The sequence below is a fragment of the Streptomyces tardus genome (genome assembly GCF_018101125.2).
GTDB lineage: Bacteria > Actinomycetota > Actinomycetes > Streptomycetales > Streptomycetaceae > Streptomyces > Streptomyces tardus.
The window spans coordinates 775,545-800,321 of record NZ_JAELVF020000001.1 but is presented as its reverse complement, the minus strand read 5'-3'; the positions used below and the strand labels follow the sequence as shown (position 1 = coordinate 800,321).

Below are 24,777 nucleotides of genomic sequence, written 5' to 3'. Positions count from 1 at the left end.
TGTACCCCCGAAAGAAGAGAAGGAACGCCTGCCATGACTGAAACCGCCGGAAACCGTCTCCGCACACTGGGCTCCAAGACCGCGGGCCCGGGCCAGCCGGTCTACGTCACCGGTGAGATCGGCATCAACCACAACGGCGACCTGGAGAACGCCTTCGCGCTCATCGACGCCGCCGCCGACGCGGGCTGCGACGCGGTCAAGTTCCAGAAGCGCACCCCCGAGGTGTGCACCCCGCGCGACCAGTGGGAGATCGAGCGCGACACCCCCTGGGGTCGGATGACCTACATCGACTACCGCCACCGGGTGGAGTTCGACGAGGACGGCTACCGCGCCATCGACGAGTACTGCAAGAAGCGCGGCATCGACTGGTTCGCCTCCCCGTGGGACGTCGAGTCGGTCGCCTTCCTGGAGAAGTTCGACGTGCCGGCCCACAAGGTCGCCTCGGCCTCGCTCACTGACGACGAGCTGCTGCGCGCACTGCGCGCCACCGGCCGCACGATCATCCTCTCCACCGGCATGTCCACCCCGAGCCAGATCCGGCACGCGGTCGAGGTGCTCGGCAGCGCCAACATCCTGCTCTGCCACGCCACTTCGACCTACCCGGCGAAGGCCGAGGAGCTCAACCTGCGGATGATCCACACCCTCCAGGCCGAGTTCCCCAACGTGCCGATCGGCTACAGCGGTCACGAGACCGGTCTCCAGACCACCCTCGCCGCCGTCGCGCTCGGCGCCTCGTTCGTGGAGCGCCACATCACCCTCGACCGCGCCATGTGGGGATCGGACCAGGCCGCCTCGGTGGAGCCCGGCGGCCTCCAGCGCCTGGTGCGCGACATCCGCACCATCGAGGAGTCCCTCGGTGACGGCGTCAAGCAGGTCTACGACAGCGAGGTCGGCCCGATGAAGAAGCTGCGTCGCGTCAAGGGCGTCGTGGCCGAGGCCGCGGAGGCCGACCGTGAGCCCGCGACGGTCTGAGATGTCGCCGCCCGCGGCCCCGCAGAACGGGGACACCCTGGCGTTCGTGGAGAGCCCGGTGCAGCTCCTGAACGTGCTGGAGTGGGCACATCGCGAGAACCCCCGCCCCGAACCCCCTTCCTCCGAGGGTGAGTTGGCTCCGCTGGAGGTACCGGCCAGCGGGCTCACGGTGGTGGTGCTCGCACCGCACGACCCGATGACTCGCGGGCAGCTGCGCCGGATGGCCCAGCTCGCCCGCGACGAGGGCCACGCGGTGGAGTGGGCCCGGGCCCGGGACGGACTGCTCGCGCCGTTCAGGACGATCGCCTCGCTGGCGGGTCCGCTGCGGCGGGCCCGCCGGCTGGTGATCGGCGATCCGTTCTCCCGCTACGTGCAGCTGCTGCTCGGCCTCTCCCGTGCGCGGGCGGAGCTGACGGTGGTGGACGACGGCACGGCCACCATGGAGTTCGTCGGCCAACTCGCCCGCGGTGAACGCTTCGTGCGCTGGCACCGCAGGGGCGCGGGCGGCTTGCGCGGTCTGCTCTTCGCGCCGGTCTCCGCTTCCGCCCGCCGTCGGCTGACGCCGGGCGAGGGGCGCGAGGTGGAGGTGTTCAGTGCGATGCCCGTCGAGTCCCCGGACCGGGTGCGGGTCACGGCCAACGACTTCGCCTGGACGCGCGAGAGGTTCGGCCCGCCGAGACTGACCCGGGGGACCGATCTGGTCGGAACCTCGCTGGTGGAGACCGGAGTCGTCGACCCTGCCCGCTATCTGGAAGCGGTGGTCTCACTGACGCGCACCCACGGAGCCACCCGTTACTTCGCGCATCGGAGGGAGAGCCCGGCGAAGCTGCACGAGATCGCCGTGGAGGCCGGGGTGGAGATCGTTCGCCCGGACCTGCCGCTCGAACTCGTCGCCCGGCGCGGGCCCATCGGCCGTACGATCCTCAGCTTTCCGTCCACGGTGGTGCACACCCTGCCGCTGGCGCTGGTCGGCACCGGGGTCCGGGTCGCCGTCTGCGAAGTGGACCCGAGCTGGCTGACAGAGAAGGCGTCACCGAGGGCGAGCGGCTTCCTCGCCGCTGTCACCGGGACTGCGAGAGACGCACAGCGCCTCGGTTCGGGACCCGCCGCAGCAGCGCCGTGACACACAGTGCGGACGTGATCGTCCGCGATATGAGACGACGCTCGAACAAGTCATGGGATATACCCAATCGGCCACGGACGTATGCACTAGACACAGAAGAAAATCTGTCGGTCTTCTTGATCACGTCCCGATAGGGCATACCCTGACTTGGGTGAGCCAATTGCTGTCGTCCCAGTCCAGCACTCGGACCATCGACGAGACGCCGCCGCTGCCCGGCACCCTGCCGACGGCGCTGCGGGCCGAACTCGTCGCGTTCCGACGGGACCTGCACATGCACCCGGAGCTGGGCCATCAGGAGTTCCGTACCACCGCCGCCATCAAGGCGCGGCTGGAGCAGGCCGGCCTCCGTCCGCGCACACTCGACTGCGGAACGGGTCTGATCTGCGACATCCACCCCAGATCCGCCGACGCGTGGGACGGCGTACGCCCCCTGCTCGCGCTGCGCGCGGACATCGACGCGCTGCCCATTCCCGACACCAAGACCGTGCCCTACCGCTCGACGGTGCCCGACCGGGCGCACTCCTGCGGCCACGACGTGCACACCACTGTCGTCCTGGGCGCCGGGCTGGTCCTCGCCGAGCTGGCCCGGGCCGGCCAACTCCCGCACTCCGTACGGCTGTTGTTCCAGCCCGCCGAGGAGGTGCTGCCGGGCGGCGCCACCGATGCCATCGACTCCGGGGCGCTGGACGGTGTCGGCCGGATCCTCGCCGTGCACTGCGACCCCAAGGTCGACGCCGGAAAGATCGGGCTGCGCACCGGCCCCATCACCTCCGCCTGCGATCGCCTGGAGATCGCACTGGAGGGCGCCGGCGGCCACACCGCCCGTCCGCATCTGACCACCGACCTGGTGACGGCCGCGGCCAAGGTGGCCACCGAGGTGCCCGCGCTGCTCGCCCGCAGAGTGGACACCCGCTCCGGCCTCGCGCTGACCTGGGGGCGGATCGACGCGGGCCACGCCTGCAACGTCATCCCGCAGCGCGCCGAACTCTCCGGCACCGTCCGCTGCTTGGACCTGCCGGGCTGGCGGGTCGCCCCCGACCTGGTGCACGGCGCGATCGACGAGATCGCCTCGCTCTACCAGGCCAAGCCCGAGATCAACTACATCCGCGGAGTTCCGCCGGTCGTCAACGAGCCCTCCAGTACGGGGCTGTTGCGGGACGCGATGACGGCGCGGATGGGTGCGGGCGCGGTCGAGTCCACCGAACAGAGCCTGGGTGGTGAGGACTTCTCCTGGTACCTGGAGCAGGTCCCCGGTTCGATGGCCCGTCTCGGCGTGCGTCGTCCGGGCGACCGGGTCTCCCGCGACATCCACCAGGGCGACTTCGACGTGGACGAGAGCGCCATCGCGGTCGGCGTCGAACTCTTCACCGCCGCCGCCCTCCTGGACGCCCGCCGCGACTGAGCCGAGCGAGCCCGTGCGCACTCCGTCGACGACACGTGTGCACGGGCTCGCCGGCGCGTACGGCCCGTACGTGCCTGCCCGCCCGTGCCTCCTCGCCCGCGCCCGCTCTCCGAAAAGGGAACGGCGCCTGCGCGCCATTGCCGCCCCCACCGGGTTTCCGTTGTGCGCGACCGGGGTCCGCGGCGCCGGTGTCAGGGGCCTGCGATCACGCGCGACCACCCAGCGAGGCGGGTTGAAACGCAGGGTTAACACCGAATCGATAACGGAGCGATCCGCGCCCTTTACCAGCCATCTACGCGCGTTACTCTGAGCTCGGGTTTCAGCGCCGGGTAAGAGGCGCCCTGAAGAGTCGAAGGAGACCTCCCCTTGCGTCCGGTAACCAAGCTTGCCGCCGCGGTCACCGCCACCGCAGCACTCGTCCTCACCACCGCGGCGTGCGGTGAGAGCTCCACCGAGAGTGGCAGCGACAAGGGCGTCGGTCTCGCCTTCGACGTCGGCGGCCGAGACGACCACTCCTTCAACGAGTCCGCCGCCCGTGGCGTGGACAAGGCGAAGGAAGAACTCGGCGTCGACGCCAAGATGATGACCGCCAAGAACAACGAGACCGAGGCCGACCGCGAGCAGCGCCTCACCTCGCTGGCGAACGCGGGCTACAACCCCGTGATCGGTGTCGGCTTCAGCTACGGCAAGTCGATCGCCAAGGTCGCCAAGAAGTTCCCGGACACCACCTTCGGTGTGGTCGACTCCGTGGCCGAGGGCAAGAACGTCGACAGCATGCTCTTCTCCGAGCACGAGGGCTCCTACCTCGCCGGCGTCGCCGCGGCCATGAAGACCAAGACCGACAGCGTCGGCTTCATCGGCGGCGTGGACAACGCGCTGATCCAGAAGTTCGAGGCCGGCTTCGTGCAGGGCGTCAAGGACACGAACTCCAAGATCAAGGTTCGGTCGGAGTACCTCTACCCGAACAACGACAAGGGCTTCAACGACCCGGCCGCGGCCAAGGAGAAGGCTCAGGGCTGGCTCGACGACGACGTCGACGTCATCTACACCGCCGCCGGCCAGTCCGGTGCGGGCTCCATCGAGGCCATCGGCGCCAAGAAGGGCACCTGGGCCATCGGAGTCGACTCCGACCAGTACCAGCAGCCCGGTCTGGCCAAGTACAAGGACTCGATCCTGACCTCGGTCGTCAAGAACGTGGACATCGCCGTGTTCGACCTGGTGAAGAGCGTCCAGGACGAGAAGCCGATCACCGGCGAGCAGCGCTACACCCTCAAGGAGGACGGCGTCTCCCTCTCCGAGTCCGGCGGCTTCCTGAAGGACATCCAGAAGGACCTCGACAAGGTCGCCAAGGACATCGCCGACGGCAAGGTCAAGGTCAGCGAGCGCCCCAGCCGCTGAGCCGCGCGCGCGAGCGCGGAACGGCCAGGGCCAGGGCCCGGAAGACGCGTACAGCATTCTTCCGGGCCCCGCCCCTTGTCCGAGACGCTACGCGCGTAGCACAGTGATCGACGCGACAGCGGTGATCGACGCGATACCGTCGCAGCTCGTCCAGCACAGCCACCCCCCGCCACCACCCCGCTCCTTAGCCGAGGAGAGTGCGCCATCACACCGCCCACCACCAGTCCACCGACAGACGCCGGGACCCTCGCGGTCGAGCTCCATGGAATCACCAAGAGATTCCCCGGCGTGGTGGCCAACCACGACATCGACATCACTGTCAGACGCGGCACCGTGCACGCGCTCGTCGGTGAGAACGGCGCCGGCAAGTCCACGCTGATGAAGATCCTCTACGGCATGCAGAAGCCGGACGAGGGGACCATCACCCTGGACGGCGAGCAGGTGAGCCTGAGCAGCCCTGCCGACGCCATCTCCCGGGGAATCGGCATGGTGCACCAGCACTTCATGCTCGCCGACAACCTCACCGTGCTGGAGAACGTCGTACTGGGCGCGGAGAAGCTGCACGGCATCGGCGGCGGGGCCCGCCGCAAGATCCTGGAGATCTCGCAGGCGTACCACCTCAACGTCCGTCCCGACGTGCTCGTCGAGGAGCTGGGAGTCGCCGACCGCCAGCGCGTGGAGATCCTGAAGGTCCTCTACCGCGGCGCCCGCACCCTGATCCTGGACGAGCCGACGGCGGTGCTGGTCCCGCAGGAGGTCGACGCGCTCTTCGACAACCTGCGCGAGCTCAAGGCCGAGGGCCTGACGGTCATCTTCATCTCGCACAAGCTGGGCGAGGTGCTGAGCGTCGCCGACGACATCACCGTCATCCGACGGGGTACGACGGTGGCTTCCGTGCACCCCTCCGAGACGTCCCCCAAGCAGCTCGCCGAGCTGATGGTCGGCAGCGAGCTGCCCACGCCGGAGACGCGCGAGTCGACGGTCACCGACACGGCGATGCTGCGGGTCGTCGACCTCAACCTGTCCGCCACCGACTCCGACGGGGTCTGTCGGACGGTTCTGGACGGCATCGGCTTCACCATCCACAAGGGCGAGGTGCTGGGCGTCGCCGGTGTGGAGGGCAACGGCCAGGCCGAGCTGGTCGAAGCGATCATGGGCATCCGTGACCCCGACGGCGGCGAGATCGTCCTGGACACCGACGACATCAGCCACGCGCCCACTCGTACGCGGCGCGAGAGCGGCATCGGCTACATCCCCGAGGACCGGCACCGGCACGCGCTGCTGCTGGAGTCCCCGCTGTGGGAGAACCGGATGCTCGGCCACGTCACCGAGAAGCCCAACAGCGGACGCTTCCTGCTGAACCTGAAGGGCGCCCGGCAGGACACCGAGCGCATCGTGCGCGAGTACGACGTCCGTACGCCCGGTATCGAGGTCACCGCGGCCTCGCTCTCCGGCGGCAACCAGCAGAAGCTGATCGTCGGCCGCGAGATGAGCCACCGGCCCAAGCTGCTGATCGCCGCGCACCCCACCCGGGGCGTGGACGTCGGCGCGCAGGCGCAGATCTGGGACCAGATCCGCGAGGCGCGCCGCGAGGGCCTGGCCGTCCTGCTGATCTCCGCCGACCTGGACGAGCTCATCGGGCTCTCCGACACCCTGCGGGTCATGTACCGGGGCCGTCTGGTCGCCGACGCGGACCCGGCCACCATCACCCCGGAGGAGTTGGGCTCCGCCATGACCGGCGCCGCCAGCGGCCACCTGGAGCACCACCCGGAAAGCCCGGAGAGCGTGCAGGACGACGAGCACGTGCAGGACGACGAGCACGTGCAGGGCAACGAGGCGCCGGAGGACGGTGAGAGCCGGTGAACGCCGTCCGCAGGGTCAACCGCGAGAAGCTGCTGCTGCAGCTGGGCGCGCCGCTGCTCGCCATCCTCGCCGCGCTGGTCATCACCAGCGTGATCCTCGCCACCACCGGTGGGGACCCGTTCCGCGCCTACTCGGTGATGATCGAGTTCGGCTTCAAGAGCGACAGCCAGATCTGGATCATCAACAAGGCCATTCCGTACTTCCTGGCCGCGGTCGCGGTCGCGGTCGGCTTCCGGATGAAGCTGTTCAACATCGGTGTGGACGGTCAGTACCGACTGGCCGCCTTCTGCGCCGCCGCCCTCGGTGGCGCGGTCGCCTTCCCGAGCTTCATCCAGATCCCGCTGATGATCCTCACCGCGATGTTCGTGGGCGCGATCTGGTCCGGCATCGCCGGTCTGCTGAAGGCGACCCGGGGCGTCAGCGAGGTCGTCAGCACGATCATGCTGAACTTCATCGCCGCCTCCCTGATCGGCTATCTGATCCAGGAGAACCGGCTCGGCGTCGTCGAGGGGAACCTGACGCACACCGAGAACATCCCGGAGTCCGGGCACTTCTTCGAGATCTCCACCGGCCAGGAGCCGATCGGCGGCTTCGTGATCGTCGCGGTCCTCGTCGGCGTCGTCTACTGGCTGGTGCTCAACCGCTCCCGCTTCGGCTTCGACCTGCGGGCGGTGGGCGGTTCGCACTCCGCCGCCGAGGCCAGCGGCGTCAACGTCAAGCGCATGGTGGTCAGTTCCATGCTGCTGTCCGGGCTGTTCGCCGGGCTCGTCGGAATGCCGACGCTGCTCGGTGAGTCCCACAACTACGGCACCGACTTCCCCGAGGGAATCGGCTTCACCGGTATCGCCATCGCCCTGCTCGGTCGCAACCACCCCGTCGGCATGGCGCTCGCCGCGCTGCTCTGGGGCTTCCTGGAGCGCACCGGTACGCAGCTGGAGTTCGAGGGCTACTCGCAGGAGATCATCGGCGTGATGCAGGGCGTGATCGTCTTCTGCGTCGTCATCGCCTACGAGGTCGTGCGCCGCTACGGGCTGAAGCTCCAGCAGCGCAAGGTCGGCGAGGAACTCGCCGCCGAGGCCAGGGCCAAGTCGAGCAACGAGGCGGGGGCGTCCGCATGAGCACCAACATCTCCGCACTCACCGGAAAGATCAGCGGTGCGCTGAGCAGCAAGGGGAGCGGCGGACGGTCCCGGATCTCGTTCCCGGTCGTTCTGCTGATCCTCTCCGGGGCGCTGATCGTCCTCTCCACGGTCCGGGTCATCTCCGGCGACATCAACGTCACCGGCACCGGCATGTACGTCGCCGCGCTCGGCTGGGCGGTGCCGATCGGCCTCGCCGGCCTGGGCGGCCTGTGGTCGGAACGCGCGGGCGTCATCAACATCGGCCTCGAGGGCATGATGATGCTCGGCGCCTTCTGCGCCGGCTGGATCGGCTGGCAGTACGGGCCGTGGGCCGCGGTGGCCGCCGGCATCCTCGGCGGTGCGCTGGGCGGTCTGCTGCACGCCGTCGCCACCGTCGGCTTCGGGGTCGACCACATCGTCTCCGGTGTGGCCATCAACATCCTCGCGCTGGGCACCGTCCAGTTCCTCAGCAAGCTGTGGTTCGGCGCCGAGGGCAGCGAGGCCGCGCAGGCAGGCGGCAACGACAAGCAGTCGCCGCGGATCGACGACATGCCGACGATCACCGTTCCGGGACTCTCGGACTGGCTGGGGACGCTCGCGTCCAAGGACTGGTTCCTGCTGTCCGACACTGCGGGCATACTCCGTGCGCTGGTGACCAACATGTCCTGGCTGACGGTGCTGACCGTGCTGCTCTTCGTCGGCTCGTACTTCGTGCTGTGGCGCAGCGCCTTCGGTCTGCGGCTGCGGGCCAGCGGCGAGAGCCCGGTCTCGGCCGAGTCGCTCGGTGTGAACGTCTACGCCTACAAGTACTACGCGGTCGTCATGTCCGGCGCGCTCGCCGGCCTCGGCGGTGCCTTCCTCGCGGTCGGCGTCCACTTCTACCAGGACGGCCAGACCGGCGGACGCGGCTACATCGGCCTCGCGTCGATGATCTTCGGCAACTGGCGGCCGGGCGGCGTGGCGATGGGCGCCGGACTCTTCGGCTTCATGGACGCGCTCCAACTGCGCGGCGGCGGCAGCACGTTGCACGCCGTACTGCTGGTCGCGGTCTTCCTGATGGCGGCGCTCGCGATCTGGAAGCTGTGGCAGGGCCGCCGCGCGATCGCCGCGCTCAACGCCGGCATCGCGATCGGTCTGCTGATCTGGTACCTGGGCACCGACACGCTGCCCAAGGAACTGGTCGAGGCCAGCCCGTACCTGACCACGCTGCTCGTTCTGACCCTCTTCGCCCAGCGGCTGAGAGTGCCCAAGACGATCGGTGTGCCGTACCGGAAGGGCGAGGGCAAGTGAGCCGCCCGCAGCCGCCCGCCTCCGCCGTCGACTGGGAGGCCCTGCGGGAGGTGGCCCGCGGCGCGATGTCCCGGGCCTATGCCCCGTACTCCGGCTTCCCGGTCGGCGCGGCGGCCCGCGTCGACGACGGCCGTACGGTCAGCGGCTGCAACGTGGAGAACGCCGCCTACGGTGTCGCCCTCTGCGCCGAGTGCGGACTGATCTCCGTGCTCGTCGCGGGCGGCGGCGGGCGGCTGACCCACTTCACCTGCTGCGGCGAGGACGGCGAGGTGCTGATGCCGTGCGGTCGCTGCCGCCAGCTGCTGTGGGAGCACGGCGGACCCGAGCTGTGGATGGACACGGCCTCGGGCGTGCGTACCCTCGCCGAGCTGCTGCCGGACGCCTTCGGCCCCGCGGACCTCGGCCGCTGACCGCCCGCGGACCTCGGCCGCTGACCGCCCGTCGACCGCCCGTGCGCGCGGCGCCCGCCCGGGTGGGCGCGCCCGAGTGCGCCCCGGCGGGCCGGGCGCCGGTCAACTCCCCGACGGAACAACACAGTCCGCGCCCGCTCACCACCGGGTGCGGACTACTCGCAAGGAGCACCATGGACGTCATCTCCGTCATCCGCGCCAAGCGGGACGGCCACGCACTCGGCCCCGAGCAGATCGACTGGGTCATCGACGCCTACACCAGGGGCCTGGTCGCGGACGAGCAGATGTCCGCCCTCGCCATGGCGATCCTGCTCAACGGCATGGACCGGGGCGAGATCGCCCGCTGGACCGCCGCGATGATCGCCAGCGGTGAGCGGATGGACTTCTCCGTCCTGGACCGCCCCACCGCGGACAAGCACTCCACCGGCGGCGTCGGCGACAAGATCACCCTGCCGCTCGCCCCGCTGGTGGCCGCCTGCGGTGCCGCCGTACCGCAGCTCTCCGGCCGCGGCCTCGGCCACACCGGCGGCACCCTGGACAAGCTGGAGTCGATCCCTGGCTGGCGCGCACAGCTGTCCAACGCGCAGATGCTGGAGGTGCTCGGCGATGTCGGCGCGGTCATCTGCGCGGCCGGGGACGGTCTGGCACCCGCCGACAAGAAGCTGTACGCGCTGCGCGACGTCACCGGGACCGTCGAGGCGATCCCGCTGATCGCCAGCTCGATCATGTCCAAGAAGATCGCCGAGGGCACCGGCTCACTGGTCCTGGACGTCAAGGTCGGCTCCGGCGCCTTCATGAAGTCCCTCGACGACGCACGGGAGTTGGCGAGCACCATGGTCGGGCTCGGCACCGACCACGGCGTGCGCACCGTCGCGCTGCTCACCGAAATGTCCACCCCGCTCGGTCTCACCGCGGGCAACGCGCTGGAGGTCCGCGAGTCCGTCGAGGTCCTCGCCGGCGGCGGTCCCGAGGACGTCGTCGAGCTGACCCTGGCGCTCGCCCGCGAGATGCTGGACGCCGCCGGCCTGCCGGACGCCGACCCGGCCAAGGCGCTGGCCGACGGCAGCGCGATGGACCACTGGCGGCGGATGATCGCGGCCCAGGGCGGCGACCCGGACGCCGAACTGCCCGTCGCCCGCGAGCAGCACGTCCTCACCGCCACCGCCACCGGCCGCCTCACCCGCCTCGACGCGTACGACGTCGGTGTCGCCGCCTGGCGGCTCGGCGCGGGCCGCGCGCGCAAGGAGGACGCCGTACAGGCGGGCGCCGGCGTGGAGTTGCACGCCAAGCCGGGCCAGGACGTGGTCGCGGGGCAGCCGCTGCTGACCCTGCACACCGACACCCCCGAGGCGTTCGACTACGCGCTCGCCTCGCTGGAGGGCGCGTACGACATTGCCGCTCCCGGCAGCGACGAGGCAGCCGCCCACCGGCCGACCCCGATCGTCCTCAACCGCGTCAGCTGACGCCGGCGGCCGCACCGCTGCGGCGGTCCCGCTTGCTGCCCCACTGCTGCCCCGCCGCCCGCCGCGGTGGGGCAGCGGTGCGTGGTGGGGCGGGCGTCGGCGTTGTCCGCGAGGGCTCGGGGCACCGCGGTACAGCCGGGCGCACAGGGTGCCGGTGAACTCCTCGGCCCGGGCCGGCTGCGCCCGCAGCGCAGCCGCTCCACCTGCTCCGCGGCGGCCTCCCGGCAGGCCCGTACGCGCTCCACGGGGGTGCCGCGGCGTCGGGAGTGCCGTGCGCCGGAGTCGCCGTGGCGCAAGTGCCGCTGCCGGCACGGTCGTCGGCGGTGGCGGTGGCGTCGGCGGTGGCGGTCGCCCGCACCGCGCCCGCGCCGGACGGCGGATACGCCCGACGGCGGATACGGGGGTGCTACCGGGCCGGGCCGCGGTAGGTGCCGAAGGTCCAGAGGTTGCCCTCCGGGTCGCCGACCGTGCACACGTACGACGCGGCGCCCGATCCGAACACGGTCCGGTGCGGCGGTTCGAGGACCTGCCCGCCCGCCTCGACGACTCCGCGGTGCACCCGGTCCACCTCGTCCGGGTCGGCCGCGACCACGTAGACCGCTCCCGTACCGGCTCGCATTCCCCCGTGCACGCTCTCCTTGTGCCGCGTCGAGCCGAACACCAGCGTGCCGCCGCCGGGTCGGCGCAGCTCGGCGTGGGCGAGGCCGCCGTGTTCGTCCGGCGCGGCGACCACCTCCTCGAAGCCGAGCACGTCGACCAGGAAGCGCAGCGCCGCCCGGGTGTCGTCGTAGTGGAGGACCGGCCACACGGTGGAAGGGCTCTCGGATGCCATGACACCCAGCGTAGACCCGGGCAGGGGCGCGGTACGCGGGCCCGTACGGTCCCAACCGGCCTGCGCAGTCCCGAAGTCGGGAGGGCCGTCGCCCCGGCGGTCGGGCCTCGTGCGCGAGCGGGCTGCGCGGGCGGATCTGCGCGGTCGAGGCTGCGCAGCCGGGACGCCGTGGCCCGGTCGGCCCCGGCGGGGCGCGTCAGCCGGCGGCCTCCCGCACGGCGGCCCGGGAGCCGAGCAGCGTCACGCCCGCCGCGACGCCGAGCGCGGCGGAGCAGAGCGCGACCGCCCCGCCCCAGCCGACCAGGTGGTACGCGAGGGCGGCGAGCGTGCTGCCGGCAGAGGACCCGACGTAGCAGGCCACCTGGTACAGCGCCGACGCCTGCGCGCGTCCGCTGGTCGCCGTGCCGCTGACCGAACCGGAAGCCGTCGCATGGCCGGCGAAGAAGCCCGCCGTGACGAGGACGAGGCCGGCGACGACCGCGCCGAGCGAGGCGTGCAGGGTCAGCAGGAGACCGAGGAGGGTCGTACCGATCGCCAGGTACAGCGCGCCGCGCCGACCGAGCCGCGCGACGATCCGTCCCGCGCCCGCCGAGGAGACCGTGCCCACCAGATAGATCACGAACACCGCGCCCACCAGCGTCTGGGAGAGCCCGAAGTCGTCGATCAGCCGGTAGCCGACCACGGTGTAGACCGCGCCGAAGACCGACATGAACACCATGCCGAGCACGTACAGCCGGCGCAGCAGCGGCGTGGCCAGATGTCCGCGCACCGTCGCCAGCAGTACGCGCGGACGCAGCGGTGCGGGGCTGAAGTTGCGCGGTGCGGGCAGCAGCAGCCGGTAGAGCAGCGCGCAGGCCAGGGCCATCAGCGCGACGGTCAGCAGCGCCGTCCGCCAGCCCCACAGGTCCGCGGCCCAACCGGTCAGCACCCGGCCGGACATCCCGCCGATGCTGTTGCCCGCGACGAACAGGCCGACCGCTCCCACCAGCGCGCGCGGTCTGGACTCCTCGGCGAGGTAGGCCATCGCCGAGGCCGGGACGCCGGCGATGGCCGCCCCCTGGAGCACCCGCAGCACGATCAGGGTGTCCATGTTCGGGGTGAGCGGCAGCAGCAGGCCGACGGCCACCGCGACGAGCACCGAGACGGTCATCACGCGCCGACGACCGAACCGCTCCGAGAGGATGCTCAGCGGCAGCACCGAGACCGCCAGGGCGAGCGTGGCACCGGAGACGGTCCAGGCGGCGCGGGCCGGCGTCACGCCGAAGTCCGCGGAGAGTGCGGGCAGCAGCGCCTGGGTCGCGTAGAGCAGGGCGAAGGTGGCCAGGCCCAGCACGAAGAGCGCCAGGTTGATCCGCCGAGCACTCGGCGCGGTGTCGGTCGCGGTGTCGGTCGCGGCAATCCGGGGTGCGGCGCCCGTGGTGGCGGGCGCCTCGGTATCGGCGGGAGGCATGTCCCGAAGCTAGTGCGGGCCCACTCATGCGTCCAATGCACAGAAATGCGAGTATCGATCCACCCATGCATGAGCCGAGGTCGGGGACGAAGAATGCCGTCGCAGCGCAGCGAGAATGACGCCATGTCCACCCCGCTCACCCGGGAGGCCGCCGCGCCCGCGCCCGTGCGCCCGGCCGAGTTGGACGCCGACTCCTGGGCCTCGGTGCTCACTCCGCGGCTCGCGCAGTTCGCGGCGGTCGCCCGGCACGAGCATGTGACCCGGGCCGCGGGCGAGCTGGCGGTGCCGCAGTCCACGCTCAGCCGCGCGATGGTCCGGCTGGAGGCGGACCTCGGTGTCGAGCTCTTCGCCCGTCGCGGCCGTACGGTCTCGCTCACGCCGGCCGGGCGCAGATTCCTCGGCTCGGTGGAACGTGCTCTGACCTCCGTCGAGGAGGCAGCCGAGTCGCTTCGCTCCGACGCCGATCCGGCGACCGGCAAGGTGGCTTTCGGGTTTCTGCACACCCTCGGCTCGGAGACGGTGCCCGCTCTCATCCGCGCATTCCGCGCGGACCATCCGGGAGTGCGCTTCGCGCTGGTGCAGAACTACGGCGAGGCGATGCTGGAGCGGCTGCGCGCGGGCGACCTCGACCTCTGCCTCACCTCGCCGATCCCCGACGCCCCCGACCTGGTCACCCGGGCGCTTGACGAACAGCGGTTGCGGCTGGTCGTGCCGGAGGACCACCGGCTCGCCGGGCGCCGGCGGGTGCGCCTGGAGGAGGCGGCGGAGGAGCCCTTCGTCACCCTGGAGCCCGGTTACGGGATGCGCAGGATCTTCGAAACCCTCTGCGCCCGGGCGGGGTTCACGCCGCGCATCGCCTTCGAGGGGGAGGAGGCCGAGACGCTGCGCGGTCTGGTCGCCGCCGGGCTCGGCGTCTCGCTGCTGCCGCCGCCGACCGTACTGCGCCCGGGGGTGCGGGAGTTGGAGGTCTCCTCACCGCGCGCGGTGCGCGAGATCGGGGTCGCCTGGCTGGACGGGCACCGGGACACCCCGCCCGTCGCGGCGTTCAAGGAGTTCCTGCTCCGCCGGCGCGGGCACCTGCTCGCCTGAAGTGCCGCACCGAACCGGCGAGTTGGTCGAACCGGCGCGGCAGGCCGATCACCACCCTGCCGAGCGCTGTCGCGCCGAGCGTACAACTGGCTTGCTAGGTCAGCGACTTGCCGAACCCGGAGGCCAGCGGCATCCGTAGCCCCAGCGGCGGCGGTGCGGCGAACGCGTCGGCCAGCGGACGGCAGAAGTCCCCGCCGGCCAGCGTGCCGAACACGAAATCGCGTGCCAGCGCCCGCACTTCGTCCCTGCGATAGCGCAACTCGTGCCGGTCGGTGTGGACTTCGAACCGGCAGACATCCGTGTTGATCTTCTTCAGCCGCTCCGCGAGGCGGAAGGAGAGCTCGGGGTCGGTGTGCCTGTCGTCCGTCCCGTGCGCCAGCAGCACCTGGCGCCCGGTCAGCTGACGCACCGGGTCCTCGCCGGTCTCCGGAAGCCACGGGCCCAGCGCCAGCACGGAGTTGACCGCCTCGTGGCCGCCTGCACGCAGCGCGGTGCGCGCGCCGAGGTCGTACCCGGCCAGGCAGATCGGCACATCGCCGTACCGCCGCCGGACCTCGTCCGCGGCCCATACGGCGTCGGCGACCGGATGCGCCGCCTCGCCGTTCCAGCCGCGGTAGCGGTAGTGCACCGTGTGGCACACCACGGCCTCTGACTCCTCGGTGCGCGCGAGTCTGCGGGCGAGGTTCTGCGCCCGGGCGGTGGCCAGCGGGGAGGTGCGCCGGTGGGACCTCGCCTCCCCGCCGGGCAGCACGAGGACCACTCCGTGCACGGGTCCCGTCGCGCCGATCGGCCGTCCCAGTCGGGCTTCCCGTGCGGGAAGTGCTTGCTGAGCCATGGGAGAACGATGGCAGAAGCGCGGGTATACGGAACGTACGCCTCAGTCACCTTTCGATATCGAAAGCCGGTACGGGCCTCGGGGCCCCGCCGCCGCTCCTCCACTGCCCGGAGGCGGTCCGCCCGTTCGCCTCTCGACCGTTCCCCGTCCGCCTCCCGGCCTCCGCCGGTGGCGTCGCCGCGCACGGGCCCTCGCCCATCTACGCGCGTAGGTCTACAGTGTTGAGATGACGAGCGAGACCCACACCACGCTTCCGACCCGGGCCCAGATCCAGCGCGCCCCCAAGGTCCTGCTGCACGACCACCTCGACGGCGGTCTGCGGCCCGCCACTGTCGTCGACATCGCCCGGGAGACCGGGTACGACGACCTCCCGGAGACCGAACCCGAGGCGCTGGGCGTCTGGTTCAGGGAGGCGGCCGACTCCGGTTCGCTGGAGCGCTACCTGGAGACCTTCCGGCACACCTGCGCCGTGATGCAGACCAGGGACGCACTCGTCCGGGTCTCCGCCGAGTGCGCGGAGGACCTCGCCGCCGACGGGGTCGTCTACGCCGAGGTGCGCTACGCCCCCGAGCAGCACCTGGAGCAGGGGCTGACGCTCGACGAGGTCGTCGAAGCGGTCAACGAGGGCTTCCGGGAGGGCGAACGCCGCGCCCGCGAGGCCGGTCACCGCATTCGGGTGGGCGCGCTGCTCACGGCTATGCGGCACGCCGCGCGTGCGCTGGAGATCGCCGAACTCGCCAACAAGTACCGGGACAACGGCGTCGTCGGCTTCGACATCGCCGGTGCCGAGGCCGGGTTCCCTCCCACTCGCCACCTGGACGCCTTCGAGTACCTCAAGCGCGAGAACAACCACTTCACCATCCACGCCGGCGAGGCGTTCGGGCTGCCGTCCATCTGGCAGGCGTTGCAGTGGTGCGGTGCTGACCGGCTCGGCCACGGTGTGCGCATCATCGACGACATCAAGGTCGCCGAGGACGGCACCGTCGAACTCGGCCGGCTCGCCGCGTACGTGCGCGACAAGCGGGTGCCGCTGGAGCTGTGCCCGTCCTCCAACCTCCAGACGGGCGCCGCGGCTTCGTACGCCGAGCACCCGATCGGGCTGTTGCGCAAGCTCCGATTCCGGGCGACGGTCAACACCGACAACCGGCTGATGAGCGGGACCAGTATGACCGACGAGTTCGAGCATCTGGTGCGGACGTTCGAGTACACGCTCGACGACATGCAGTGGTTCACCGTCAACGCGATGAAGTCCGCGTTCATCCCTTTCGATGAACGTCTGTCGATGATCAACGATGTCGTCAAGCCCGGTTACGCGGAGCTGCGTTCGCAGTGGCTGTTCCGCCAGGCGTCCGCCGACCGCGCCGTGACCAGCGACTCCTCGCGCTACCTCGGCTGACCCCGTACGGGGCCGGCGCCTGCCGCAGTGCGGGTGCGGTCGCGCGTACTCCCGGAATATTTCCGGGCGTTAGGGGCGTTTCGGTGTTTGCGGGCGATGGTCACAGCTGGCTACGTTCGGGGGCCGCACCGTCACCCCCATGAGGACACAGCTGAGATGAAGCAGGGAACGATCAAGACACTCGGTGTCGCCGCAGTGGGCGCCGCCATGGCCGTGGGCAGCGCCGGAGCGGCATCGGCCGCGCCCCAGGAGATGCCCGCGAGCCACCCGGCCGCCGACTTCGCCCAGAGCACGGCGGAGAAGGTCGCCGAGCTCCAGGGCCAGGACCAGCAGGGCCAGCTCGGCACCGCGGGCCAGCTGCTCGGCGGGCTGCCGGTCGCCGAGAAGCTGCCGGTCGCCGGCGATCTGGCCAAGGGCGGTGTCTCCGGCGACGCGGTCGACACCGACCTCGTCGGTGGCGGACTGCCCGTCGACACGCTGCCGGTCCAGGACCTCGGGCTCCTCTGAGGAAGCCGGGCACCGGTTACGGACATGCCTCGACCCGCCTGCGAGCCCTTCGGCCACGGGCGGGTCGACGCATGTCTGCGCGCGGGCCGGCGGCCGGTCACCACGCGCTGTGGACGGCCGCCTTCTCGCTCGGCAGCAGGACCCACAGCGCGAGGTAGAGCAGGAACTGCGGCCCCGGCAGCAGGCAGGACAGTACGAAGACCATCCGCATCGTGGACGTGGAGATCCCGAACCGCACGGCCAGTCCCGCGCAGACGCCCGCGATCATGCGGCCTTCGGTGGGTCGGACGAGTGCGGACACGGTGCGCTCCTTCATGCAGCGGGTGCGGCGCGGGCCTCGCCCTGCCGCCGACGCGTCCTGTGGCCGCGTCTAACCACCAACGTAGGGAGTGCCGCTCCTGGTGACATCGACCCTCGGAGCGATACGGACCCTGGAAGTTCTCAGGGGCCCGCCCGGCGCCGGTGCAGGGTCGGGGACGGTGGCCCGGCGCGAGCGGCCCCCGACCGCCGCGCCGGCGCGCCGGAAGGCGGCCCGCACCAGCGGATAGCAGAGCAGATGCGCCAGCGCGGCACCCAGTACGTGCAGCAGCACCGCGTCGATGTTGGGTACCTGGCCGGGCACCGAACTGCGCACCGCCTCCAGCGCTAAGGCCAGCCCGCCCGTCGCCACCACGGCACGGAAGAACGAACCGGTCCGGGAGCCGAGCGAACCGGAGGCGAGCGGCAGCAGCGCGCCGAGCGGGGCGAGCAGTGCGAGGTCCCCGCCCATCGTGCGCAGCGCGTGCACCGGTCCCTCGCGGAGGTCGGTGGCGATGGTGGCGAAGGGCTGGATGTTGGCCGCCGGCACCCACGGCACCGACAGGGGACGCAGAGTCAACCAGGCGACCAGGACCAGATGACCGGCGAGAAGGAGGAAACCCGCTGCGCGGAGCCGGAAGGCGCGCGTGCTGCTGGGACGTTGGTGGTGCACAGAAGTCAGGACGCCGGGTCCGCACGTGCGGTTCCCGACAGAATCTGACTGTTCGTGTTCGCTTTCCCCGACCGGTACGGGCGGGCCCGCTTCCGCCGGCGCGCTTCTCAGAAGGGCACTCCCGCGGTCTCCGCCGTCTCCACGGTGGTACGGAGCGCCGTACCGCACTCGTAGAGCTTGAGCGGCTTGTTCGGCTCGTTGTCCGGACCGCCGAGCAGCACCTGCCGGTTGGCGTCACCGAGCGTAGTGTCCGCGAAGGTGCAGATGACCTGGGCGAGAGTGAAGGACGGCAGCTCGTTCGGATGCCGGCTCAGCCGCAGCGCGCTGCTGTCGTCGCCCGGCCTGGGGGCGACGAGCTCGAGGTCCTCCGGCACGTCACTGGTGAAGCCCGCCTCGTGCTCCTTGTCGCTCGGCGGCTTCCGCAGCTCGGCCAGCAGCCCGCGGGCGAGCGCGTACCGCGTGCCCGAGGGCGGACGGGCCTCCTCCTGCGCGAGCTCCCGGCGTACGTCCACGACCCGTCCGCTGCACACCAGCGCGATCAGGTGCTCGACGGACGTGCCGCCCTCCGGTGAGGGCTGCACGGCGTTGCCGCCCTCCAGGGCGCAGGCCACCCGCGTGGGTGCGGGCTCGGCCTTGACCGGCACCGCGGTGCCGCGGATGCCGCAGCCGGCGAGCACCGACGCCGCGACCAGCGCGAACACCCCAACCGTCGTACGCCTGCCCGCCTTGCGCCCAACCGCCGTACGCCTGCGCGCCGGGCGCGGAGGGCTTCCGGCCGGCCGGGGCTCCCGTGTGCTCACTGGACGTCCTCCTCCTCGCGCTCCTCCGGCGCGACCAGCACGCTCGCGTCCGGGGGCAGTCGCAGCGTGAAGACGGCACCGCCCTCGGGGTTGTTGCGCGCGGTGATCTCGCCGCCGTGGATGTGGGCGTTCTCCAGCGCGATGGAGAGCCCGAGGCCGCTGCCCTCCGAACGTGGGCGCGAGGCGCTGGCCTTGTAGAAGCGGTCGAAGACGTGCGGCAGTACGTCCTCGGGGATGCCGGGACCGCGGTCCGACACCTCGATGACCAGCACCTCCCCCTCGGCGCCGACGAGGTTGCCCGCCCGTGCCTCGTCGACGGCCGGCAGCCCGGTGCGCGGCGCCGAGCACATGTGGACCGACACCCGGACCGGTGAGCCGCCGTGCTTGAGCGCGTTGCCGATGAGGTTGGCCAGGATGACGTCCAGGCGGCGGGGGTCGAGCCGGATCATCAGCCCGCGGTCCGCGTCGAGTTCGACCGCGTCCAGCCAGGCGCGGACGTCGATGCAGGCGGTGACCTGGTCGGCGACGTCCACGGTGTCCAGCACGAGCCTGGCGGTGCCGGCGTCGAACCGGGTCACCTCCATGAGGTTCTCCACCAGGTCGTTGAGCCGTCGGGTCTCGCTGACGACCAGCTGCACGGCGGGCGCGATCATCGGGTCGAGGTTGTCCTCCTCGTCCTCCAGCACCTCGGACACCGCGGAGATGGCGGTCAGCGGCGTACGCAGCTCGTGCGACATGTCGGCGACGAAGCGGCGGCTGGACTGCTCCCGCGCGCTCAGGTCGGCGACCCGCTCCTCCAGGGCGGCGGCGGTCGCGTTGAACGTGCGGGACAGCTCGGCCAGTTCGTCGGATCCCGAGACTTTCAGCCGGGTTTCCAGCTTGCCCTCGCCCAGTCTGCGCGCGGCGTCGCCCAGCCGCTGGACCGGACGCAGCACCGTGGACGCGGCGGCCTGCGCGAGCAACACGCTCCCTATCAGCGCGAGACCCGTGGCGATCGCCAACGACCAGGCCAGCGACGTCAGATCGTCCTGTTCCTGGTCGAGCGACTTGCGCATGTACCCGGCAGGGCCCTCGCCGATCACTGTGGCGCCGCTGATCAGGTACGGGGTGCCGTCCAGGTTGACCCGCTGCCAGTACTGGTGGTGGGCAGCGTCGGTGCCGCCGTCCGACGGCCGCTCCTCGACCACCGCGTTGCGCAGCTTCTTCGGCACGTCCCCGAGCTCGAAGTTCTCGGAGGAGGCGACCGCGCACTGCCGTCCGTCGCGCTCGAGGTCGACCAGGACGACCTCGTAGTTCTGGGTGGAGCCCGCTATCGCGTCGGCGGCCTCCTTGAGCTGCTCGCACTTCGGCCGCGGCGGGAGGGTGCCCGCGTGGTCGCCGAGTGTCTTGTGGAAGTCCTTGAGCGCCGCGTTCTGCGCACGGTTGACCACCGCGTCCCTGGTCAGCCAGTACGCGATCCCCGAGGCGGCGACCGCCGCGCTCAGCGCGACCATGGCGAACACCACGACGAGCCGCAGCCGCAGGCTCGGCAGCAGCCCGGTGAGCCAGTCCCGTGCACGGCCGAGCCACCGCCTCATGCGTTCACCTTCACGAGGGCGAGTCCAACCGGTAGCCGACGCCGCGCACGGTGCGGATCAGTGTCGGCGAGGACGGCACGTCCTCGACCTTCGCCCGCAGCCGCTGCACACAGGCGTCCACCAGACGTGAGTCGCCGAGGTAGTCGTGCTCCCACACCAGTCGCAGCAACTGCTGCCGCGACAGGGCCTGTCCGGGCCTGCGGCTGAGCTCCAGCAGCAACCTCAGCTCGGTGGGCGTGAGTTGGAGGTCCTCGCCGTTCTTGGTGACGGTCATGGCCGAACGGTCGATGACCAGATTGCCGAAGGTGGCCGAGTCGTTGGCCTCCCGCTCGCCCCGGCGCATCACCGCACGGATGCGCGCGTCCAGCACCCGGCCCTGGACGGGCTTGACGACGTAGTCGTCTGCGCCCGACTCCAGGCCCACCACCACGTCGATGTCGTCGCTGCGCGCGGTCAGCAGGATGATCGGCAACTGGTCGGTGCGCCGGATGCGGCGGCACACCTCGAAACCGTCGATGCCCGGCAGCATCACGTCCAGCACGATCAGGTCCGGACGCTGCTCGCGCAGCAGCTTCAGACCGTCCTCGCCGGACGCTGCGGTCACCACTCGATGGCCCTGACGGGTCAGACCCATCTCCAGGGCGGTACGGACTGCGTCGTCGTCCTCGATCAGCAACAGGAAAGCCACACGCGCCATTCTGGCCCATGACCCCCCGCAAGTTCGACCGGCCGGGTGCAACCCGCCTCCGACGGGCGTCGGTGGGGGGAGCGACGCGGGCGTTCCGGTTCCTGTGACACCGCTGTGACAGTCAGGGGACCCGCTCATGAAACTGGCCCGGCAGTGTGTCTGTCACACAGCAAGCGACGGGGCTGCTCACGAAGGAGGCGCGAGATGAACACACTGCACGGAAGCAAGGTCGGCGCAGTTGCTCTCACGCGCCGCTACCCCGGTTCGGTTCCCACCGTTCCGGTTCCTTCCGCCCGCAGCACCGAGAAGTCCAGTGCCAAGGGCGTACGGGGGTGTGCCCGCGGCACTGGGCGGCAGCGGCCGAGTTACATCGCGTCGTTGCCGGGGGGAAACCCGGGTCTCCCAGGGGGAGTTGGGGAACAGGGAAACCCGGGAGCACAGGGGAACACGGGGGAACACGGGGGAACGGCGCTCCGGGGGGAGCGCCAGGGCGAAGGCGTATCCAGGGAGGGTACGGGGGAGCGGCACACCGGCGTTTCGGAGGCGGAGTTCGTCGCCTACGTCAGTGAGCGCCGCGCCTCCCTGTACGCCACCGCCTACCACCTGACCGGGGACCGTTTCGAGGCGGAGGACCTGCTGCAGAGCGCACTGTTCTCCACCTACCGGGCCTGGGACAGGATCAGCGACAAGGCCGCGGTCGGCGGCTATCTGCGGCGCACCATGACGAACCTGCACATCAGCGCCTGGCGTCGCCGCAAGCTCAACGAGTACCCGACCGAGGAACTTCCGGAGCCGGCCGTCAGCGGCCAGGGCGATGCGATGCGCGGCACCGAACTGCGCACCGTCCTGTGGCAGGCGCTGGCCCGCCTGCCCGAACTCCAGCGCACCATGCTGGTGTTGCGCTACTACGAGGGTCGCACCGACCCGGAGATCGCCGACATCCTGGACATCAGTGTCGGCACCGTGAAGAGCGGCATCTGGCGCTCGCTGCGCCGGCTGCGCGACGACCAGGTCCTGGCCCTGGGCCGGGACCAGCAGGAGTGCTTCGGCGAACTGGTCGCCTGACCGGACCACCGGAGCGCGGCCAGTACGTTCTCCCGCTCGCCGAAAGTGGTGAGGATCAGCGGCTTCGCGGTGGGGACCGTGCGGCGCAGCTCGGCCAGCGTGGAGAGTCCGTCGAGCACCGGCATCTGGCGCTCGCTGCGCCGGCTGCGCTTCCCCGACTCCGCCGTGCCGTGAGCGCCGGGTCGCTCAGCTCCCGGCGGAGGAGGTGCCCGCGGCGCCTGCGGCAGCCGTGGCCGGGTCGATCTCGTCGGCGTAGTCACCGGTCACCAGGTAGACGACGCGGCGGGCGACCGCCGCCGGCGACGCGTACCTCTCGCCCGGCGCGTACGCCCCGCGACGGGCGTCACCGTTGCGCCCCGCGCCCGTACCCGCCCATCCGCATCGCCTGCCCTCGCACGCACCGCGTCCACGCCGCCGTGGCGGCCCGCGTCGCACACCCGCTCGGCCGGTCCCGGCGCCCCGCCGCCTGCGCTGCCGGATGGGGGTCCGGCAGCGCAGGCGGCGGGGCGCCGGACGAGCCGCCGTACGCGCGCCGCACGGTCCCCACCGCGAAGCCGCTGATCCTCACCACTTTCGGCGAGCGGGAGAACGTACTGGCCGCGCTCCGGTGGTCCGGTCAGGCGACCAGTTCGCCGAAGCACTCCTGCTGGTCCCGGCCCAGGGCCAGGACCTGGTCGTCGCGCAGCCGGCGCAGCGAGCGCCAGATGCCGCTCTTCACGGTGCCGACACTGATGTCCAGGATGTCGGCGATCTCCGGGTCGGTGCGACCCTCGTAGTAGCGCACCATGCTGGTGTTGCGCTACTACGAGCGTTTCGCCGACCACGCGGTCTCGGTCGCCCGCCGCGTCGTCTACCTGGTGACCGGTGACTACGCCGACGAGATCGACCCGGCCACGGCTGCCGCAGGCGCCGCGGGCACCTCCTCCGCCGGGAGCTGAGCGACCCGGCGCTCACGGCACGGCGGCGTGGACGCGGTGCGTGCGAGGGCAGGCGATGCGGATGGGCGGGTACGGGCGCGGGGCGCAACGGTGACGCCGGCGCGTCGGGAGACGGGGGAAACGAGGCGTGGGCGCTGCCGGATGGGGGTCCGGCAGCGCCCACGCCTCTTCTTCCGTCTCCCGACGCGCCGGCGTCACTCGCCGTCCGGCGTCACCGTTGCGCCCCGCGCCCCGCGTACGCCCCGCGACGGGCGTCACCGTTGCGCCCCGGGCGTACGCCCCGCGCCCGGCGCGTACGCCCGGGGCCGACGCGCGTCCGGCTCAGACCGTGCTGCGCACGTCCTCCGCCGCGGCGATCGCCGCCAGGGCCTCGCGCTTGCCGCACGGCCGGGCACCCAGCGCCGCGAGCTCCCGTACGATCCGCGGCTCCGCACGCATCAGCCGCCAGCCGCGCCGCAGCAGTACGGGCAGCGATTTGCGTCCCTCGCGCACGTCTCGGACGAGCCGGCGGCGGAAAGTGGTCGTGGGTCGGCCGCGCAGGCACAGCGCGTCGGCGAGCAGTCGGTCCTCGGCGCACCGTGCGGCTATCTGCGCGGCGAAGATGCCTTCGGCGACGAACAACGGCGAACCCCCGAGGTCCAGTTCGGCGGTCCCCTTCTGCGCGCTGACGGAGATGTCGTACACCGGGGCGGTCGTGGTGCCGTGTGCGCACAGCTCCCGCACGGCGCGGATCGCGGCGTCGGCGTCCCAGGAGAGGGGCGAGTCCCAGTCGGTGGCGCCGTCGGGGAAGGTGGGCAGGCTGGGGTCGCCTGCGTTCTTGTAGAAGTCGTCGAGCCGCAGTACGGGCAGTCCGGTGCGGGCGGCGAGCGAGGACTTTCCGGAACCCGAGGGGCCGGTCAGCAGGATCACGCGAGCGGAATCGGTCACGGGAGTCGATTGTCGCGCATTCCTTCGTCCGAGTGACCCCCGGGGAGACGGCGAATGAAGAATGCCACATCTCAACTACGCTGCGATGTCGACCGGTTACCCGGACCACACCGATCACGGAAGTAGCAGGTGCTTCGATGGCCTCGCGCGCACGGCACGCACGACCCAGGAGGCGACGTTTGCTCAGCGCCGGCCTCACCCTCTCGGCCGCGGGCGCGGCGGCGCTGGCCGCGGCGGGTTCCGCCCAGGCGGACATCGTCACCGTGGACCCCGCCGACCCGCTCGCCACCGTCGGCCACGTCGTCGGCCCGGTGGCAGACCTCCAGCTCAACCCGATGGCCAAGACCGGAGTCGATCCGCTCGACAACGGCATCGGCACCCAGATCGCGGACTTCCGCCCGATCAGCACCAAGGACGTCACCGGGCCGCTCTCCGAGGGCGCCTCGCTCTCCGACCTCGCCGCCCCCGTCACCGGGCTGATCGCCCCCGCCCGCTGACTCTCCCGCGGGCCGCACGCGCCGGCGTACCGGGCGGGTGCGCGGCCACGCATCCCGGGCGACCGGACGTACGGCGGGTGCAGGTGGGTGCAGGTGGGCCCGGCGAAGCCGAGAGCTTCGCCGGGCCCACCCACCGCCGATCGGTGCGGTCGTTGCACGCAGTCG

23 protein-coding genes and 3 pseudogenes are annotated in these 24,777 nt (G+C 71.4%); 15 read left to right on the top strand and 11 right to left on the bottom strand.

Annotated elements, in window-relative coordinates; all coding sequences use genetic code 11:
- Window positions 1–33 precede the first annotated feature (33 nt).
- From JGS22_RS03475 to JGS22_RS03440, 9 genes are all read left to right on the top strand, one after another.
- Window positions 34–972 carry an N-acetylneuraminate synthase family protein gene (locus JGS22_RS03475; protein WP_211040395.1) on the top strand — a complete coding sequence of 313 codons (939 nt, stop codon included), beginning with the start codon at window positions 34–36 and terminating at the stop codon, window positions 970–972.
- Window position 973: 1 nt separating this feature from the next.
- Window positions 974–2,095: a hypothetical protein gene (locus JGS22_RS03470; protein WP_211040394.1), complete on the top strand. Its 1,122-nt coding sequence runs from the start codon at window positions 974–976 to the stop codon at window positions 2,093–2,095.
- Between the two features lie 151 nt (window positions 2,096–2,246).
- Window positions 2,247–3,497 (top strand): amidohydrolase, encoded by a 1,251-nt coding sequence (locus tag JGS22_RS03465; RefSeq protein WP_308405491.1) that lies wholly within the window; start codon window positions 2,247–2,249, stop codon window positions 3,495–3,497.
- 366 nt (window positions 3,498–3,863) lie between these two features.
- Window positions 3,864–4,895 carry a BMP family lipoprotein gene (locus JGS22_RS03460; protein WP_211040392.1) on the top strand — a complete coding sequence of 344 codons (1,032 nt, stop codon included), beginning with the start codon at window positions 3,864–3,866 and terminating at the stop codon, window positions 4,893–4,895.
- Window positions 4,896–5,099: 204 nt separating this feature from the next.
- Window positions 5,100–6,758: an ABC transporter ATP-binding protein gene (locus JGS22_RS03455; protein ID WP_211040399.1), complete on the top strand. Its 1,659-nt coding sequence runs from the start codon at window positions 5,100–5,102 to the stop codon at window positions 6,756–6,758.
- The gene (locus JGS22_RS03450; RefSeq protein WP_211040391.1) at window positions 6,755–7,876 is read left to right on the top strand and encodes an ABC transporter permease; all 1,122 of its coding nucleotides are present in this window, start codon (window positions 6,755–6,757) and stop codon (window positions 7,874–7,876) included. The genes JGS22_RS03455 and JGS22_RS03450 overlap by 4 nt, the downstream gene beginning before the upstream one ends.
- Entirely contained in the window at window positions 7,873–9,168 is a 1,296-nt protein-coding gene (locus JGS22_RS25890; protein WP_236073014.1) for an ABC transporter permease, read from the top strand. Before JGS22_RS03450 ends, JGS22_RS25890 begins: the two co-directional genes overlap by 4 nt.
- Window positions 9,165–9,578, top strand: coding sequence for a cytidine deaminase (locus JGS22_RS25885; RefSeq protein WP_308294363.1), 414 nt, complete (start codon window positions 9,165–9,167; stop codon window positions 9,576–9,578). The genes JGS22_RS25890 and JGS22_RS25885 overlap by 4 nt, the downstream gene beginning before the upstream one ends.
- A gap of 173 nt (window positions 9,579–9,751) precedes the next feature.
- Entirely contained in the window at window positions 9,752–11,041 is a 1,290-nt protein-coding gene (locus tag JGS22_RS03440; protein ID WP_211040390.1) for a thymidine phosphorylase, read from the top strand.
- A 406-nt stretch (window positions 11,042–11,447) separates the two neighbouring features.
- Here JGS22_RS03440 and JGS22_RS03435 read toward each other — a convergent pair whose 3' ends face one another.
- Window positions 11,448–11,873: a VOC family protein gene (locus JGS22_RS03435; protein ID WP_211040389.1), complete on the bottom strand. Its 426-nt coding sequence runs from the start codon at window positions 11,871–11,873 to the stop codon at window positions 11,448–11,450.
- A 196-nt stretch (window positions 11,874–12,069) separates the two neighbouring features.
- Window positions 12,070–13,323 carry an MFS transporter gene (locus JGS22_RS03430; RefSeq protein ID WP_211040388.1) on the bottom strand — a complete coding sequence of 418 codons (1,254 nt, stop codon included), beginning with the start codon at window positions 13,321–13,323 and terminating at the stop codon, window positions 12,070–12,072.
- Between the two features lie 204 nt (window positions 13,324–13,527).
- Between JGS22_RS03430 and JGS22_RS03425 the strand changes: the two genes are divergently transcribed.
- Window positions 13,528–14,412: a LysR family transcriptional regulator gene (locus JGS22_RS03425; RefSeq protein WP_372454297.1), complete on the top strand. Its 885-nt coding sequence runs from the start codon at window positions 13,528–13,530 to the stop codon at window positions 14,410–14,412.
- Between the two features lie 94 nt (window positions 14,413–14,506).
- On the opposite strand, the gene JGS22_RS03420 is transcribed toward JGS22_RS03425, so the two are convergent.
- Window positions 14,507–15,247: an alpha/beta hydrolase gene (locus tag JGS22_RS03420; RefSeq protein ID WP_211040386.1), complete on the bottom strand. Its 741-nt coding sequence runs from the start codon at window positions 15,245–15,247 to the stop codon at window positions 14,507–14,509.
- A gap of 226 nt (window positions 15,248–15,473) precedes the next feature.
- On the opposite strand from JGS22_RS03420, the gene JGS22_RS03415 reads away from it, so the two are divergent.
- Window positions 15,474–16,643, top strand: coding sequence for an adenosine deaminase (locus tag JGS22_RS03415; RefSeq protein ID WP_211040385.1), 1,170 nt, complete (start codon window positions 15,474–15,476; stop codon window positions 16,641–16,643).
- A gap of 156 nt (window positions 16,644–16,799) precedes the next feature.
- Window positions 16,800–17,150, top strand: coding sequence for a hypothetical protein (locus tag JGS22_RS03410; RefSeq protein ID WP_211040401.1), 351 nt, complete (start codon window positions 16,800–16,802; stop codon window positions 17,148–17,150).
- Between the two features lie 97 nt (window positions 17,151–17,247).
- Here JGS22_RS03410 and JGS22_RS03405 read toward each other — a convergent pair whose 3' ends face one another.
- The 5 genes from JGS22_RS03405 to afsQ1 form a co-directional block, all read right to left on the bottom strand.
- Complete coding sequence (locus tag JGS22_RS03405; protein WP_211040384.1) at window positions 17,248–17,451, bottom strand: PspC domain-containing protein; 204 nt, start codon at window positions 17,449–17,451, stop codon at window positions 17,248–17,250.
- 69 nt (window positions 17,452–17,520) lie between these two features.
- Complete coding sequence (locus tag JGS22_RS03400; RefSeq protein ID WP_211040383.1) at window positions 17,521–18,120, bottom strand: VanZ family protein; 600 nt, start codon at window positions 18,118–18,120, stop codon at window positions 17,521–17,523.
- A 107-nt stretch (window positions 18,121–18,227) separates the two neighbouring features.
- Window positions 18,228–18,821, bottom strand: coding sequence for a hypothetical protein (locus tag JGS22_RS03395; RefSeq protein WP_211040382.1), 594 nt, complete (start codon window positions 18,819–18,821; stop codon window positions 18,228–18,230).
- Between the two features lie 95 nt (window positions 18,822–18,916).
- On the bottom strand, window positions 18,917–20,497 hold the full coding sequence (locus JGS22_RS03390; protein WP_211040381.1) for an ATP-binding protein: 1,581 nt from the start codon (window positions 20,495–20,497) through the stop codon (window positions 18,917–18,919).
- Between the two features lie 10 nt (window positions 20,498–20,507).
- Complete coding sequence (gene afsQ1 / locus JGS22_RS03385; RefSeq protein WP_211040380.1) at window positions 20,508–21,185, bottom strand: response regulator; 678 nt, start codon at window positions 21,183–21,185, stop codon at window positions 20,508–20,510.
- 204 nt (window positions 21,186–21,389) lie between these two features.
- On the opposite strand from afsQ1, the gene JGS22_RS03380 reads away from it, so the two are divergent.
- Entirely contained in the window at window positions 21,390–22,250 is an 861-nt protein-coding gene (locus tag JGS22_RS03380) for a SigE family RNA polymerase sigma factor (RefSeq protein WP_211040379.1), read from the top strand.
- An 11-nt stretch (window positions 22,251–22,261) separates the two neighbouring features.
- On the opposite strand, the pseudogene JGS22_RS25880 reads toward JGS22_RS03380, so the two are convergent.
- Window positions 22,262–22,378 (bottom strand): annotated as a pseudogene (locus JGS22_RS25880) (DNA-binding response regulator); the annotation flags it as partial.
- Window positions 22,379–22,866: 488 nt separating this feature from the next.
- A pseudogene (locus JGS22_RS03375) lies at window positions 22,867–23,034 on the bottom strand (sigma factor-like helix-turn-helix DNA-binding protein); the annotation flags it as partial.
- A 4-nt stretch (window positions 23,035–23,038) separates the two neighbouring features.
- Between JGS22_RS03375 and JGS22_RS03370 the strand changes: the two are divergent.
- Window positions 23,039–23,188, top strand: a pseudogene (locus JGS22_RS03370) (phosphate signaling complex protein PhoU); the annotation flags it as partial.
- A 321-nt stretch (window positions 23,189–23,509) separates the two neighbouring features.
- Here the strand turns inward: JGS22_RS03370 and JGS22_RS03365 are convergent.
- On the bottom strand, window positions 23,510–24,115 hold the full coding sequence (locus tag JGS22_RS03365) for a uridine kinase family protein (protein ID WP_211039104.1): 606 nt from the start codon (window positions 24,113–24,115) through the stop codon (window positions 23,510–23,512).
- Between the two features lie 137 nt (window positions 24,116–24,252).
- Here JGS22_RS03365 and JGS22_RS03360 point away from each other — a divergent pair, with 137 nt between their 5' ends.
- Complete coding sequence (locus JGS22_RS03360; protein WP_211039105.1) at window positions 24,253–24,612, top strand: hypothetical protein; 360 nt, start codon at window positions 24,253–24,255, stop codon at window positions 24,610–24,612.
- The last annotated feature ends 165 nt before the right edge of the window (window positions 24,613–24,777 follow it).

Coding starts and splice junctions, on each gene's coding strand:
- JGS22_RS03475 (WP_211040395.1), top strand. CDS start 34: ATGACTGAAACCGCCGGAAACCGTCTCCGCACACTGGGCTCCAAGACC.
- JGS22_RS03470 (WP_211040394.1), top strand. CDS start 974: ATGTCGCCGCCCGCGGCCCCGCAGAACGGGGACACCCTGGCGTTCGTG.
- JGS22_RS25890 (WP_236073014.1), top strand. CDS start 7,873: ATGAGCACCAACATCTCCGCACTCACCGGAAAGATCAGCGGTGCGCTG.
- JGS22_RS03440 (WP_211040390.1), top strand. CDS start 9,752: ATGGACGTCATCTCCGTCATCCGCGCCAAGCGGGACGGCCACGCACTC.
- JGS22_RS03435 (WP_211040389.1), bottom strand. CDS start 11,873: ATGGCATCCGAGAGCCCTTCCACCGTGTGGCCGGTCCTCCACTACGAC.
- JGS22_RS03430 (WP_211040388.1), bottom strand. CDS start 13,323: ATGCCTCCCGCCGATACCGAGGCGCCCGCCACCACGGGCGCCGCACCC.
- JGS22_RS03420 (WP_211040386.1), bottom strand. CDS start 15,247: ATGGCTCAGCAAGCACTTCCCGCACGGGAAGCCCGACTGGGACGGCCG.
- JGS22_RS03415 (WP_211040385.1), top strand. CDS start 15,474: ATGACGAGCGAGACCCACACCACGCTTCCGACCCGGGCCCAGATCCAG.
- JGS22_RS03410 (WP_211040401.1), top strand. CDS start 16,800: ATGAAGCAGGGAACGATCAAGACACTCGGTGTCGCCGCAGTGGGCGCC.
- JGS22_RS03390 (WP_211040381.1), bottom strand. CDS start 20,497: ATGAGGCGGTGGCTCGGCCGTGCACGGGACTGGCTCACCGGGCTGCTG.
- JGS22_RS03380 (WP_211040379.1), top strand. CDS start 21,390: ATGAACACACTGCACGGAAGCAAGGTCGGCGCAGTTGCTCTCACGCGC.
- JGS22_RS03360 (WP_211039105.1), top strand. CDS start 24,253: ATGGCCTCGCGCGCACGGCACGCACGACCCAGGAGGCGACGTTTGCTC.